The organism is Lactobacillus sp. M0403 (assembly GCF_016101265.1).
GTDB classification, from domain to species: domain Bacteria; phylum Bacillota; class Bacilli; order Lactobacillales; family Lactobacillaceae; genus Lactobacillus; species Lactobacillus apis.
The window spans coordinates 37,545-53,209 of sequence record NZ_JACFQV010000004.1; the positions used below are offsets into that span (position 1 = coordinate 37,545).

Annotated in this window: 14 protein-coding genes; all 14 read right to left on the reverse strand. The window is 37.5% G+C overall.

Annotated elements, in window-relative coordinates; translation table 11 throughout:
• Positions 1-30: 30 nt before the first annotated feature.
• The 14 genes from H3T48_RS05845 to H3T48_RS05910 all read right to left on the reverse strand — a co-directional run bounded on the left by H3T48_RS05845 (position 31) and on the right by H3T48_RS05910 (position 15,639).
• A complete protein-coding gene (locus H3T48_RS05845) occupies positions 31-1,836 on the reverse strand; it encodes an FAD-dependent oxidoreductase (protein WP_122034695.1) in 1,806 nt (601 codons plus the stop codon).
• A 19-nt stretch (positions 1,837-1,855) separates the two neighbouring features.
• Positions 1,856-2,851 (reverse strand): helix-turn-helix transcriptional regulator, encoded by a 996-nt coding sequence (locus tag H3T48_RS08950; RefSeq protein ID WP_198188863.1) that lies wholly within the window; start codon positions 2,849-2,851, stop codon positions 1,856-1,858.
• A gap of 137 nt (positions 2,852-2,988) precedes the next feature.
• Positions 2,989-4,620, reverse strand: coding sequence for a ribonuclease Y (gene rny, locus H3T48_RS05855; RefSeq protein WP_046306469.1), 1,632 nt, complete (start codon positions 4,618-4,620; stop codon positions 2,989-2,991).
• 129 nt (positions 4,621-4,749) lie between these two features.
• Positions 4,750-5,862, reverse strand: a complete 1,113-nt coding sequence (recA, locus tag H3T48_RS05860) for a recombinase RecA (RefSeq protein ID WP_074425584.1) — start codon at positions 5,860-5,862, stop codon at positions 4,750-4,752.
• Between the two features lie 152 nt (positions 5,863-6,014).
• A complete protein-coding gene (locus tag H3T48_RS05865; protein WP_046306465.1) occupies positions 6,015-6,674 on the reverse strand; it encodes an ABC transporter permease in 660 nt (219 codons plus the stop codon).
• Entirely contained in the window at positions 6,674-7,609 is a 936-nt protein-coding gene (locus H3T48_RS05870) for an osmoprotectant ABC transporter substrate-binding protein (protein WP_187157743.1), read from the reverse strand. The genes H3T48_RS05865 and H3T48_RS05870 overlap by 1 nt, the downstream gene beginning before the upstream one ends.
• Before the next feature lie 13 nt (positions 7,610-7,622).
• A complete protein-coding gene (locus H3T48_RS05875; protein ID WP_109715293.1) occupies positions 7,623-8,246 on the reverse strand; it encodes an ABC transporter permease in 624 nt (207 codons plus the stop codon).
• 1 nt (position 8,247) lies between these two features.
• Positions 8,248-9,423 (reverse strand): ABC transporter ATP-binding protein, encoded by a 1,176-nt coding sequence (locus tag H3T48_RS05880; protein ID WP_287857880.1) that lies wholly within the window; start codon positions 9,421-9,423, stop codon positions 8,248-8,250.
• A gap of 153 nt (positions 9,424-9,576) precedes the next feature.
• Entirely contained in the window at positions 9,577-10,137 is a 561-nt protein-coding gene (pgsA, locus tag H3T48_RS05885; protein WP_187157738.1) for a CDP-diacylglycerol--glycerol-3-phosphate 3-phosphatidyltransferase, read from the reverse strand.
• Between the two features lie 34 nt (positions 10,138-10,171).
• Entirely contained in the window at positions 10,172-11,248 is a 1,077-nt protein-coding gene (locus H3T48_RS05890; protein ID WP_198188864.1) for a RodZ family helix-turn-helix domain-containing protein, read from the reverse strand.
• Positions 11,249-11,325: 77 nt separating this feature from the next.
• A complete protein-coding gene (gene ymfI / locus H3T48_RS05895; RefSeq protein WP_198188865.1) occupies positions 11,326-12,054 on the reverse strand; it encodes an elongation factor P 5-aminopentanone reductase in 729 nt (242 codons plus the stop codon).
• Between the two features lie 174 nt (positions 12,055-12,228).
• Positions 12,229-14,667, reverse strand: a complete 2,439-nt coding sequence (locus H3T48_RS05900; RefSeq protein ID WP_198188866.1) for a DNA translocase FtsK — start codon at positions 14,665-14,667, stop codon at positions 12,229-12,231.
• 19 nt (positions 14,668-14,686) lie between these two features.
• A complete protein-coding gene (locus tag H3T48_RS05905; protein WP_046306452.1) occupies positions 14,687-15,079 on the reverse strand; it encodes a DUF1149 family protein in 393 nt (130 codons plus the stop codon).
• Positions 15,079-15,639, reverse strand: a complete 561-nt coding sequence (locus H3T48_RS05910; protein ID WP_046306450.1) for a tRNA (cytidine(34)-2'-O)-methyltransferase — start codon at positions 15,637-15,639, stop codon at positions 15,079-15,081. Before H3T48_RS05910 ends, H3T48_RS05905 begins: the two co-directional genes overlap by 1 nt.
• Positions 15,640-15,665 lie beyond the last annotated feature (26 nt).

Sequence of the window (15,665 nt, forward strand, 5' to 3'; positions counted from 1 at the left end):
TACTATGAATCCATTTTTGCTTTTAAAGTCCTAAGCTTGATTTAGTGCTGCCATAACAGCCGCCTTAAATGCCCGACTTGTGGCAGAAGCTCCTGAAACGACATCGACATCTGCAGTCTGGTTTGCAATCATTTTTTCCTGCAACTGCTTAATTGCCTTTTCACCATAATCCGGTGATTCGCTTTCTTTCAATACTTCAATTTTACTTGGGTTCTTTTGGTCATCCACAGTAACACGAACCACAATTTCATTACCCATTCCACTAGTTGACGTACCAATGTATTGATTGTCGCCAGTTGTATAATGCTCTTCTTTTACATCAGAAACTGGAAAATCAGTGTCTAAATTTTGTTCACTAACACTGGCACCTGTAACTGCTTGATCATCTTTTACAGTGGCTGCATTTTCACCAGCAATCTTACCGAAAATTAGGCAATCGGCAATATCTCCACCACCATTATATTGATTGGCTCCGATATGACCTAATTCTCCGGCAACGTATAAATGAGGCAACACTTTTTGATCAGTATCCAAAACTTCAGCGTTTTCATTACGTCTTGGACCACCCTGAGTATTAAGCATTGTATGTTGCTGTGCAATTGAGTAAAACGGTCCTGAAAGTGAAATTTTTGCCATTGATTCTGGTTTCCTGCCGCATTGGTAATCTACCTTTTGATCTACGAAGAAGTTATAGGTCTTAATTGTATTTTCCAATACCTCAGAATCAACACCAATTGTCTTGGCCAAGTCAGCAATTGTATCTGACTTAATAGCTTTAGCCAGAGTCTCTTTTTGAAAATCTTCTTTAGCGCCAGCAGTTAATTCATCAAACTTCTTTTGATCAAAAATCATATGTGGATGAATTTGTGCAAGTGGTATTCTCCAAAGGCCGTGGTTATAGCGGTGACCATGTCTAGTTGGGTCATCTTCTGGGACATATCTTGTACCATCATCACCTACTGAAATGAGTGAACCCGTAAATAAAGCTTTCCAGCCCATAATATTATGGGCTCTTTGGCCTTTTGGCGCAGCAAAGTTAACTGTTCCACCCGGCTCATAGTTGTTCATGTGCCATAAATCAGCACCAACTTCAATCGCCATCTTGATACCATCGCCATTGTTATACAGTGTCCCGTATGGTAAGAGGTTTGTTTCACCTAAGTAATCCTGTATCATTTGATCATTATTTTCAAAACCACCTAAGGCTAGAACAACACCGTTTCTTGCTCGAACATTGAATAACTTGCCTTTGTTTTCAATTTGAACACCAATAATAGTTTTATCATCATTTTGGATTAAATGCTTTGCAGGAGTGGAATAAAGTACATCAATCCTATCGCTTCGGTCTAAAACATTTAGACGCAGTATTTTCCATAAAGCTGCATCAAAGATTTGATCATGGATTAAAAGGTCATCATTTGTATCTGCACCTTCAAATTCCGGGTACTCGGCACTCATATATGCAAGCATTGCTACATTCTTATTACCAGGATTATTCTTAACGCTGAATGCTTTGCCACCTAAGTACTTTTCAAAGTATTCTGGTAGATTAACCATTCCTCTAACGAAGGTATCGAGTACCTTTTCGTCCAAATCAAGTGGCTCAGTCATTTTTTGATAATACTTTTTAAGCTTGTCATAATCATAACCTGCTTCAACAATCTGGCCACAATATCTGGTGTTACCACCTTCATGGCCCTCAGGAGCACTGTCTACTAACAAGACTTTGGCTCCCTTGTCTGCAGCAAAGCGAGCAGCAGTGGCACCTGCACCACCAAAACCAACTACTACAACATCATAAGTTGCATTCCATGAATCTTTATTTTTTAAAAACATCTTTTCTCTCCTCAACAATTTAATTTGTTGAATTAAATTGATTTTTCCGATAGATAACTTCGTGTCGGTATGATAAAACGGTCTTTCCAGTCCACTTTTTGAATGCTTTATAAAAAGACGTAACATCCGTGAATCCTACTAAGAAGCTTACTTCCGCAGTTTTCATAGTTGCATCTTGCAACAAGTTAAGTGAAAGAACTTTTTGAACCTTACCTAGTTCTTTTTTAAAGGTAGTTCCTTCCTTACCAAGCCAGCGTTGTAAAGTTCGTGTCGAGATACCAATTTCTTCTGCGACATCTTTAACTTGAAAATTGCCACCAGCAATCAATTTAAATAAAACATTTTGAACTACCGCTGAAAAAGGTGGATTGACGTTTAATTCATCAATGTACTTTTTTAACCCAGGCTCCATAAAATTCCAAACAATATCATTTTGAGTTTTAAAAGGAATTAGTAAATCTTCTAATTTAAAGACCAAATAGTTATCCGAACTCATTTGAGCTTGAATCCCTATATAGTTAGTCAAAATCTGACTATATTCAAAACGACTACCAATTGAGATGGGCTTGACTTCTTTTCCTGTGCCAGTTCTAATTAAACTGATTATCGATAGTTGATCAACTAGTAAACTAAAACGTGATATTTTACGATATTGATTAAGGCATCCAATGTGGATCCTTAACTTATCACCCTCTTTAAACGTTCCGATTTCAATTGGACCAATTAGTTGTTCGTACGATGCTAAACGTGAAATTGCTTGCTGCCCATTTTTACTTGAAAGAGCGGCAAAGTAGGGAGGAATAAACTGATAAAATTTTTGGACATTACTACAGGTTAATAACTGTTGATCATTTGCATTTTTATCCAGTATTTCAAAAATATGGGCACTTTGGATCCACTTTGAATCTAAATACTTATCTAGATTTTTCGATTCAAATAAACTTGATAATGTAGTAAATGGATAGCCTAATTCACTAATAAAATTTTGAAGTTCTGAAGATATGCGTAAACTCACTTTTATTTCCTCTCTAAAATAGATTGTATACTTTTTCACTAATTAATTTTGTGATTTATAATGACATTTTATGTCAAAATGCGCCAAAAAAATCTTAAAAAGCGCACAAAAAAAGGTTGAATGAAAATTCAACCTTTTTATTTTGCAACTGCAACTACCCTTTTTTCACGAATGACCGTAATCTTAATATTACCCGGGTAATCAAGCTCTTTTTCAACTTGGTTTCGAATATCACGTGCTAAAACAGTGATGCGATCATCTGAGATCTTGTCTGGCTCTACCATTACGCGAACTTCACGTCCTGCTTGAATGGCATAAGCCTGTTTAACTCCGTCATACCGATTGGCAATTTGTTCTAGTTCAGTTAACCGTCTAATATAGTTTTCTAAACTTTCACTTCTTGCTCCTGGTCTTGCAGAAGAAATCGTGTCTGCTGCTACTACTAGTTCAGCAATAAACGAAGTCTTCGGTACATCCCCGTGATGAGCAGCAATTGCATTAACTACTACATCTGGTTCATGATATTTTCTTGTTAATTCCACACCTATTTCTACGTGTGAGCCTTCAATATCATGATCGATGGCTTTTCCTATATCGTGTAATAATCCCGCGCGAACCGCTAATTTTTCATTTAAACCTAGTTCAGCCGCCATTGTGCCAGCTAATTTTGCCACTTCAATCGAGTGACCTAAAACATTTTGTCCATATGATGTCCGATACTTGAGTCGACCTAATGTTTTAACCAATTCAGGATTCATTTTGTGAATTCCTAATTCCATTAGGGCACTTTCACCTGCTTCATAAATATCGTCGTTGACCTCTTTACGAGCCTTATCAACCATTTCTTCGATTCTAGCAGGATGAATCCGTCCATCTTTAATTAAGCGTTCCATTGCTCGTTTTGCAATTTCACGCCTAATTGCGTCAAAACCACTTAGTGTAACTACTTTTGGAGTATCATCAATAATTAAATCAACACCAGTAAGGGCTTCAAAAGAACGAATATTTCTACCTTCTCGGCCAATAATTCGTCCTTTCATTTCTTCATTAGGTAAATCAACAACAGAGACAGTAGTCTCGGCCACAGTATCAGCTGAGCTATTCTGAATGGCATCAATAATGATTTTATGAGCATAATGGTCAGCCTTTGCCTTAACTTCCTCATTACTATTTTGAATCATTTCCGCACGTTCTTTAACTAACTCATCAGATAGTTGACTAAGAACCATCTTTTTACCCTGCTCTTTATCCAAATGAGCTACTTCGTAGAGCTTATCTTGGCTTTGCTGTACTAGCTCATCAGCTTCTTTAATTTTTTCATCTAAATCAGCTTTTTGTTTTACTAATTGGTTTTCCTTCTCGGTTAGTCCATCCTCTTTTTCGATCAACAAAGAATTCTTGTGATTGAGTGTATCTTCTCGTTGTTTTAAGCGATTATCATCACGTGCAATTGCGTCACGCTTTGTGTTTAGCTCATCTTCAACTTTTTGTCGATATTCTTGAATCTGTTCTTGAGCTTCAAGAATTTTCTCTTTTTTGGTATTTTGTGCACTTTGCTTAATAGCATCTGCTGCCTGCTTTTGTGCGTTGACTTCAGCTTTTGCGGCATCTACTTGTGCTTTTGCTTCGGTTAAAATATGGTCAGCATCACTTTGCGCATTTTGGACTTTTTTCTCCCAAATGTTCTTTCGAACAGCATAGCCAATGACTGTACCAACTAAAATTGAAATAATAGCAACCGCGACGGGAATCAATATTGTATTTGTCATGATTACTATCGCCTTTTTTATTTTTAGATTATTTACACATAATTAATAATAATGAACCGCGAGAACGATGTCAAACAAGTAGAAAAAAACCTTGATCCAAATTATAGATCAAGGTTAATCTCCTCAATTTTAGTTACTTTTGTTGTCGGTTTCCTTTTTTTCGGAAACCTCCTTTTCAGCATTCTCGGCTTCTTTAGCCTTTTTGCTTTTAACTTTTTCAGGATCTTCACGCTCAGCAATTGACTCTTCATCAATTCCATAAGCCTGCCTTACCTTCTGTTGAACTTCATCATAAATATCAGGATGGTCTTCAAGATATGCCTTGGCATTTTCACGCCCTTGACCAATTCTTTCATCGTTATATGAATACCAAGAACCCGCTTTAGCAACAATATCTTTATCAGCGGCCATATCAAGTAATTCACCACTTTGTGAAATACCCTTGCCGTACATCATATCAACTTCAGCAACTTTAAATGGCGGTGCAACCTTGTTTTTAACCACTTTAATTTTTACTCGGTTACCAGTAATTTCGCCACCAGTTTGCTTGATTTTTTCTGCTCTTCTAATCTCTAGTCTAATCGTAGAATAGAACTTAAGGGCACGGCCACCAGGAGTAGTTTCTGGATTACCAAACATAATACCGACTTTTTCACGAATCTGATTAATAAAAATTGCAATCGTTTTTGTCTTATTAATGTTTCCTGACAGCTTACGTAAGGCCTGACTCATCAAACGAGCCTGCAAACCAACGTGACTGTCACCCATTTCACCATCAATTTCTGCTTGAGGTACTAAGGCAGCTACAGAGTCAACAATTAAAATATCAATCGCGCCACTCGTAATCAGTGTGTCCGCAATTTGCAAACCTTCTTCACCAGTATTTGGCTGGGATAGGATAAGTGAGTCAACATCAACACCTAAAGCTTCCGCATATGCTGGATCCATTGCGTTTTCCGCATCAATATACGCAGCCGTTCCGCCACGCTTTTGCACTTCAGCTACAGCGTGCAAAGCAACCGTAGTTTTACCTGAAGATTCAGGTCCATAAATTTCAACAATTCTGCCTCGCGGATAGCCGCCAACCCCAAGAGCTGCATCTAATGCAAGCGAGCCGGATGGAACGGTTGAAATTTTGGTATCCGCCTTGTCGCCCATGCGCATAACGGCACCTTTACCAAAATTCTTTTCGATTTTTTTCAGCGCATTTTCCAATGCAGCCTGCTTTTCATCTTTGGCCAAGAATTTTTTCCTCCTCTAGTATCTAGTCCTCAATTTAGTACTTACTAATTATACTTTGATTTAGTGTATATTTGCAAGAAAAAGCGAACAAATGTTTTAAAATTACTTTCTTACTAATAAGTACGCCAGAACTAACAATAATTTTTTGCAATTTAATTTCTTAGCCCTTTTGGTTGCAACCATTTTTGTAAAAAGTTCAGAAGTAAATCTGCCAAAATTGCCATTAACGCGGTTGGCAATGCACCTGCTAAAATAATTGCACTACCGTTAGTTGCATTGGTACCACGGATAATTATATCGCCTAATCCTCCTGCACCAACAAAAGAACCAATTGATGTGATTCCAATTGCAATCACGAGAGCATTTTTTAATCCGGCAATAATTACTGACATTGATAACGGAAGTCGCACCAGATAGAGCAACTGCCATTTAGTCATACCCATCCCTTTACCTGAGTCAATGACATTTTTATCAACACTCTTCATTCCAGTATATGTATTTTTAATAATTGGCAATAAAGAATAGAGCGTCACCGTCACTATTACTGTCATTACACCTAGTCCCATCGCAATCATAATTATTGAAAGCAATGCAAGTGACGGAATAGTTTGAATAAAGTTGGCAATTTCTACAACAAAGTTACCTAAGTGTGCATTTCTAGAAATAAAAATTCCAATGGGAATTCCAACTACAGCAGCAAACAGTACACCGTAAATCGAGATTAAAAACGTACGGTTAAATTGTTGCAAAACGTAACTGCCATTGTGCTGGTAATAATAAATAAATTGTTGCCACAAACCTAATTTTGACATTATTTTTGCCCCCTAAAGTAATTGTGCTTGACCAAGAATTGATGAGCGACAGTAGCAGGCTCAAGTAATTTATCATCCACTTGATAATTCATTGCCCTAATTTCATGGACATTAATATTACCTACTAATCTACTTAAAAGCGGCTTCAAATCTGGATGCTCACGTAAAAGATAGTTATTAATCAACATCCCGCAGTTATATGGTGGGAAAAAGTGCTTATCATCTTTTAGTAAGTGTAATTTATAGCTATCAATCCGGCCATCAGTTGAATAGCCTAAAATGACATCCATCTTTCCACTCTTCAAAGCTGAATATACTAATCCGATATTCATTGGGTGTGCTTTTGAAAAGGTAATGCCATACGCTGTCTGAAAGGCAGGATAACCAACACCAGGAGCATTGACCCATTCGGATGCAACTCCGAAAGAAAACTTATCCTTCACCTTTTTCAGATCAGAAATATTATATAGATGATATTTTTTCTGATCTTTTGCTCTCACCATAAAGGCATAGTTGTTTGCAAAACCATAAGTTGGCAGATAAGTTTGATCCCATCTTTTCTTTACTTCTCGCCTAACTGTTTCATTTGCCTTTTTTGAATCCTTAATTGCTGGTAATAGTAAATTGGCGGTCAACTCACCACCATCATAGGCCGCAGCTTGAATGTCAGCATCATGCCGATAAAGAGCTTGGTGTTGCATTGGCGCTGAACCTAAATTATTGATAATCGAAGTTTTATAATTCGTTTCATGTTCAATCAATTGAGCAACAATGTTAGCCACAATTTGTGATTCAGTAGTCGTTAGAGCCGTAATCCTAATATCGTCATTTTGTCCCTGAGTATCCGCTAAACCAGGTAAGCCACAAGCACTGCTGGTCAATACAAGTAAGACTGAAATGAATAACAACAATAAATTTTTAAATTGCTTTTTCATTAGACATGCCTCCTTATATTCCCTTTGGCGAAAGTTTCTTCTCTAACTGGCCTAATAAGTAATCTGCCAAAAGTGCCAAGATAATAACTGGAATCGTACCACCAAAAATTAAATCTGGTTGATATAAACTCAAGCCATTGAAGATAAAGTCACCTAATCCTCCTGCCCCGATATATGAAGCTAAAGTAGCCCAAGCGATGACATAAATAGCTGATAATCGAATGCCTGACATAATTACTGGCATTGCTAAGGGAATATCAACCTTGAGAATTAATTGCATTTTCGTCATTCCCAGCCCGCGAGCTGAGTCTATCGTGTCTGGATTTACATCAGTCAAACCAACGTATGTGTTTCGCATTATTGGCATTAAACTATAAAGAAATAAAGCGATAATTGCTGGTACACGTCCTACGCCAAAGAAAGGAATCATCATTGCGAGCAGTGCTAGGGCTGGAATAGTCTGCAACATACTCGCAAGTGCAATTACAACTTTGGCAGTCTTAGGAAATTTAAGCAAAATTACGCTAATCGGTACCGCAACTATGATTCCTAAAAACAATGAAATTGCGGAAATATAAATTTGTTGCCAAGTTTTTTCAAGCAACTCTGAACCATGCTGTGCAATGAAAGCAGACATACTAATTCGCCTTCTTTTCTAACTCTTCTGTTGCAGGTTTCTTTTCTCCCCAAATTTTTTCATAGACAACATTAACTAAACTAGCTCGAGTAACTACGCCAATTAGCTTTCTCTCTGCGTCAACGACTGGAATATATTGACCATTGCGGCTTAAAATTCTGCTGAAATTATCACGTAAATATTCTTCAGGCCCAACGGTAGCATTAATTGGCAACATAATATCGCTAACTGAACTAACATGAGGATACTTTCTTTGTAAGTCAGCAATCGAAATGTAGCCTTTCAAATGATTATCATCATCAATTACAAGCAAAGTATCAACGTGACGTTCTTTCATCATAGCTAATGCATCATTCAAAGAAGCACCCAAATTAATTTTCACGGGTGCTGTCATCACATTTTTAACCTTAACAGTTTCATATTTTGCTTCAGAAAGTCGTTCCTCACCAATCAAGCTCTCAACAAATTTGTTTGCAGGATGATGCAAAATTTCTTCCGGACTTCCTACCTGAATTAACTTGCCGTCATGCAAAACGACAATCTTAGTGGCAAGCTTTAATGCTTCATCCATATCATGTGTTACAAAAACAATCGTTTTGCCTAACTGCATTTGTAAATTTTGCACTAAGTTTTGTAGGCTCTCCCGCGTTATGGGATCGAGTGCGCCAAAAGGCTCATCCATTAAAATTAAATTTTGATTTGCAGCCAAAGCCCGCACTACACCAATACGTTGCTGTTGTCCTCCAGAAAGTTCAGCTGGATAACGATCTAAATAAGATTCGGGTAATTCAGCCAGTTTGATTAACCGCTCTGCCTCTTCATTGAGCTTTTCTTTTGGCCATTTTAAGAGTTTGGGCACCAAAACGATATTTTCACGAATTGTCATATGGGGCATTAAGCCATTATTTTGAATTACGTAACCAATCTTTCGGCGTAAGTTAACTGAGTTAAACGTCTTTACATCCTTACCGTTAACCAAGACTTGTCCTTTAGTTACGCTATTCATCCGGTTAATCATTCTCATTAACGTCGTTTTACCTGAGCCGGAGGTACCGATTAAACAGCAAAATTCACCCTTATTTATTTTAAAGCTAATGTGCTCCACTGCTGGTTGCTTCGACTTGGAGTAAATCTTCGTCACATCTTTGAATTCAACCATTGGAATTTCTTCTACCATAAAATCTCTCCTTTTCATTTTAATTATAATTTAATCTTAACAGTATTATTACTTGTTATCAATCTTGTTGCTTTATACTAGGCTTCACCAATTAATTTTTGGCAAACAAAAAACACTAACTAAGTTAGTGTTTTATAGTTATTCAATTTGTTTTTACATAGAACCTTTGAAAACATCCCATGAACTGCGGAAGTAATCCCAACCAGAGTATATTGTAAAAATTAAAGCTAGATATAGCAAAATTGTTCCAATATGGTAAAAATCACCAATTAATAAGAAGATGATTGATAGCATTTGGCATGTTGTCTTAATTTTGCCTGGCATAGCAGCTGCCATTACTTGACCCTTGTTTTCAGCTAAGATCAAACGTAAACCAGTTACTGCTAACTCCCGACAAACAATAACTGCAACGACCCATGCTGGAGCTAAATTTAATGAAATCAACATAACGAATGCTGTCATTGTCAACATCTTATCAGCTAAAGGATCAGCAAACTTACCAAAGTTAGTAACTAGATTCCGGGAACGGGCAATATGTCCGTCAAACCAATCTGTTGCCGATGCAACTGCAAAAACAATCGCAGCAACTACTAATTTCCAATAAACAGTTGCTCCAGCAACTTTAACACTGGCATCCCCACCGAAAATAATAATTAATACAAACACCGGTATTAAGAAAATTCTAAAAACCGTCAATTTATTAGGTAAATTCATTCTAAATTACTTCCTTCTACTACTTGGCAGTCTTTTACCGGCCACCATTGCTGTTATTTGTGGACTGGTTAGAATGGTTAGCTTCAGTCCCTTGTCCATTGTTAGTTTGCTGGTTTGTTTCATGACCAGATTGACCATTATCAGTTTGACCGTTCTGCTGGTTATTAGTAGTACCATTTGACTGATTTTGGCCTTGATTATGCTGATTTGTATTAGTATTGGTATTTGAATGAGTAGTCGTTTGATTATTATTAGTTTGCGTTGAATTATTCTCAGTTGTATGAGATTGCTCTTGCTTATGCTTACCAATATAGAAAGTCAAAGTGCTACCAGTAATCCGCGGATCAAAGTGCATTCTCTTACCGCCAATCCTAATTGTTGCACCATATGGATTAGTAAATGTCACTACCATAGTTTTAGCAGATTCAGGAATAGCTAAAGTACGTTTCTGATTTGAAGTTAGTACTTGATTGGCTTGGCTAACGCCGTCAATTACAACGGAAACATTGGTTTGTTGATTACCAGCACGTACAACTAAATTGCGGTTTTCCTTTAAGCCAGTTACTTGATATTGATTATTACTCAACTGCTTAATTTTTACATTAGCTTTTTTGACTTGCTTGCGCTTCTTAGGCTTTGTTGTATTGCTGTTATCTGATGAAACAGAAACATCGTTAGCAGAATTATCAGGTTGATTGTCGCTAGCTGAAAAATGAGCATAAACCATGTAACAAACAAGCACAGCCAAAATAATCCCTACACCAACAATAATTCTTGGAAGATACTCTTTCCAAATCTTCTTTTTATTGCTAGTTGTTTTGCTGACTTCTTCGCTTTTGTTATCGATTGAATCCTCAACGTATTCGTCAGGCTCAGCTTGGGGAATGTCATTGTGGTATTCACTAAGAAGCTGTTTGCCATCTAATCCGACTACTTGCGCATATTGTCTGATAAAAGCACGTACATAAAAGTCACCAGGAAGCTTATCAAAGTCATCTTGCTCAATTGCCGTCAGATACCTGCCTTGAATTTTGGTTGCTTTTTCAATATCTTCAATTGAAAGTCCCTTTGCCTCTCTGGCACTGCGTAATTTGTCTCCAATATCTGCCATAGTTACCCCTTTTAATTTTTAACTTTACACACTGAGTATAACATATATACTACTAATTTCTCTTACCATTATATAAACTAAGTTAACCAGCCACCACTAACATAAAGCGTTTGTCCAGTTAAATAAGTTGAATTGGGATCAAGTAAGGCTTTGACCCAGAATGAAATGTCGTTGCCCATAGCTAATCGTCCAGCCGGAATTTCTTCTACTACTTCTGCCATTTCTTCGACAGAAAGCATTTTATTCATTGCTGTGTCAACCGCACCAGGAGCAATAACATTAACCGTTAAGTTAGCCGATGCAACTTCTCTAGCATATGCCTGGCTAAAGCGACTAAGTCCAGCCTTGGTTGCACTATAAACTGTTTCCATTGCACTGCCCTGAGCTCCATAAACCGAACCGATAAAAATAATTCGACTAAAATCATTTTTTAGCAAGAGCGGTTCAAGTAAGCTAGTCAACTTAATTGGTGTAACTAAATTGACCTGCATTACCTCATCGACTTTATCCAAATTTTGGTCACTTAGAAGATGATAATCTGTAATGCCCTGAGCAAAAATAACTGCATTAATTGGCAACAAGCTCTGCACCATTTTTTCAAGCTCATTATTTTCTGCTAAAAAACTGAACTTGAGTGGTAGAAAGTCCTGCGATGGATATTGCTTCATGAAGCTTTCACTCATTTCACAAGCAGCTGTCCAATTACTGCTACAATGAATATATAAAGACCAACCGGCTTCAGCTAAATCGGTACAAATCGACCGACCAATACCACCAGTTGCACCAAAAACTATCGCTCGCTGCATCAAAACATTTCCTTTTTTGTTTTAGTGAACAAAACACCAAAAACAGCATTGCAATTATATAATAATTACTTTTCAGATGCTACAATTTCGACTAAAGTTCACATTCGAATTAATTTTAACATTATTTTTTCTCAAAACTTGGCAAAAAACCAACATGCTAAACTTTCTTAAAAATTAGCTCTTATTTTCAGTTTTTTGAGGTTGTATTAATACTTGACGCGGCTTTGATCCTTCGGAAGGGCCGACTACACCCTTAGCTTCCATTTCATCAACGATGCGCGCTGCACGATTGTAGCCAATTCTAAACCTCCGTTGCAACATTGACACACTGGCTGATTGTTGTCTTCTTACTAGATCAACAGCTTGATCATATAATTCATCCTCTGGCTCAGCGTCAACATTATCAGCTGTTTCTTCAGTTTTTTTCGGAATCATACCCTCATCATATTTTGGCTTTTGCTGTTGACTTACCCATGAAATGACTTTTTCAACTTCATGAGAAGAAATATAGGCACCTTGAATTCGCTCAGGCTTTGAAGCACCCACTGGCATGTACAGCATGTCTCCACGCCCCAACAACTTTTCTGCACCGTTTTGATCAAGAATAGTCCGAGAGTCAATTCCACTTGAAACCGCAAATGAGATTCTGGAAGGCACGTTAGCCTTGATTAGTCCCGTAATGACGTCAACACTTGGTCGTTGCGTTGCTAAAATCATGTGGATACCGGCAGCACGAGCCATTTGTCCTAAACGAACAATTGCACCTTCTACGTCGCGTCCACCAACCATCATTAGGTCACTTAATTCATCAACTACAACTAAGATGTATGGTAAAGGTTGCATCACAGGCTTGCTTTTATCCTGATTATTGATTTCTACCTTTTCATTAAATTCGGCCATATTACGTGCACCGCTTGCAGCAAATAGCTTATACCGACGCTCCATTTCTTTAACTGCTTTACTTAAGGCATTTGCAGCTAATTTTGGATCTGTGACTACCGGAATTAACAGGTGGGGTACACCATTATAGACTGAAAGCTCAACCATCTTCGGATCAATTAAAATCAATTTTACTTGATCTGGGGTAGCTTTCATTAAAATACTCGTTAATATCGTATTCACTGCAACAGATTTACCAGAACCGGTTGAACCAGCAATCAGGAGATGCGGCATCTTCGTCAAATTGGCAGAAATAATTTGACCACTGACGTCCTTACCAAGTGGAACTTGCATTGGATCAACTTTAGCCTTGCTATCCTGATTCTGCATCACATCTTTAAAAGCCACAACCGAAGTTGCACGATTGGGGACTTCAATTCCAATGTACGGTTTTCCCGGAATCGGTGCTTCAATTCTGATATCTTTTGCTGCAAGAGCCAGCGCAAGGTCATCGGCTAAGTTAACTATCCTGCTTACCTTAACACCGACGGCTGGTTGAACTTCATATCGCGTAACCGTAGGTCCCAGAATTGCTTTCTTAATATTGACATTGACGCCAAAGCTCTTAAAGGTAGATTGCAGGGTCTGGGTATTTTTCCTAATCAAAGCTTTGTCAGCACTTTGGTCAATATTTTTAACTGAATCGAGTAATGTCAATGGTGGCTTTTGATATTCGGGGTTAACTACTTCTTTACCATCAAATTCACCATGATCAACTGATCCAAGCTCCTGCATCAATTTCTGGTCTTCGTCTGCAAAAGAATGAGACTTAGGTAACTCAGTTTCTGACTGCTCTTGCTGGTCATCATGACTGGAATATTGAACTTGGCTATCATCTTCAAGCGGCTCCTGATAAGCTGGCTGTTCTTCAATTGGAAGTTCTTCTGCAAAATCACTTTCTTGATTGGACGAAGTATTACTTTCATCTTCGGTATCATCTTTTACAGTAAAATCATCAACATTTGGAAAAACTGGTGATTCAGAAGAAAGTGGGTCTTGAAAATCGTCCTCTTTTTCTTCTCTTTTTTGAATCTGCTCTTCACGAATTTCACTGTATTTTTCTTTGATTTTTGAGCCAGCTTTTTTATTTTTGGCAATAAACAACTGGCTAACAGCCTGAAACTTCCTAATGACATCAGCAAACTTAACATCAAAGAACATCAAAATGCCAATTGGAATAAACAGAATTGCAAACACACGCAGACCAATATGTCCAAGTAGCGGATAAAATAGTTGATAGCAAATAGCACCAATTAATCCACCACCAATTGATTCAGTAATAGCTGCGCGTCCAAATTCTGCCGACATCTCATGCCAAAAAGCGTTCATGAACGCATTATTGACTAATTCGCGTTCAAAATAAACGCTGCTTTGAATAATCAAAAAACCCAAAATTGCCAAGAGCAATCCACATGTTCTTTTCAGCTTAAAGTGCATCGGCTTGTTGTATATCAACATCACTAAGCCAAAAATTGCGCATAGTCCAGCAACTAATAGGTAGGAATCGCCAAAAAACAGACGGAAAACATTAGCAATTTGTTTACCTAAAATACCAAATTTGGCAAAAGCTAAAATTACAATAATTATTTGAACAAGGCCGACAACAGCCCAAGTTATTCCTGTATTTTGTGCCTTCTTACTTGCTTTTGTTGTCCTCTTCTTTTTCTTAGGCATAAAATCACCTAATTAGGCTTTAAAAGTTGGCTTGGAAGTTCAAATTAACTGGCTCATCCAGCGCAATTTGCGTAACTTCATAAGTCAAAGTTTCAATATATTCAACCAATGGGCGACTTAAGATTTTATAATCTGTTTTTGAAAGGTCACTACCATCACCGAAATAATCTTTAATTTTAACAACTTGGCTAATCATGCCACTAACAGTGAATTCACCAGGAGCAGGGGCCACTTCAAAGACAACGGTAATGTCGAAGTAGTTACCATCTTCACCCGGATCAGTGGTGCCATCTTCATTTTGTTTTTCGACTTTTTTCAAACCAAAGTTCACATTGTCCTTAGTTTCAAGTTCTTCATTAATGTCGTAGTGAAAATTCTTTACGATGACTGGTGTTTCTTTATTAAATTCCATTATTGTTCTCCTTTTAAATTACGTTCATATCTTTCTGGACGATTATAACTGTCCTTAAGCTTATCATTTTCGTAGTGATGCTCTTTTTCCAATCCTGGAAAACCTTGCTGACGAATTGCTTCCAACAGGACAATCGCAACCGAATTAGCTAGGTTATAGCATCTGATATTATCAGACATTGGAATCCGTAAATTGCGTTCATAATATTCTCGCATAAACGTTTCTGGTAAACCAGTTGTTTCCTTACCAAAAACAAAATAATAATTCTTTTTTGGATCTGTGTAACTTACTTCCGCATAGTTTTTTGATGAAAATTTGGAAATCAAGTACATTTCATCGTCTGGACCAAGACTGTTTAAAAAAGCTGTAAGGTCATCGTGCAGCCGCACGTCAACCTTATCCCAATAATCAAGTCCGGCACGTTTCATGGTTTTATTATCAATACGAAAACCAAGTGGTTCAATTAAGTCCAATACAGTATTAGTACCAGCACAAGTACGTGCAATATTACCTGTGTTAGCAGGCATTAATGGTTCATATAAAACAACGTGATTAGTCACTTTTTTCTCCTTAACATAAAAAGTGT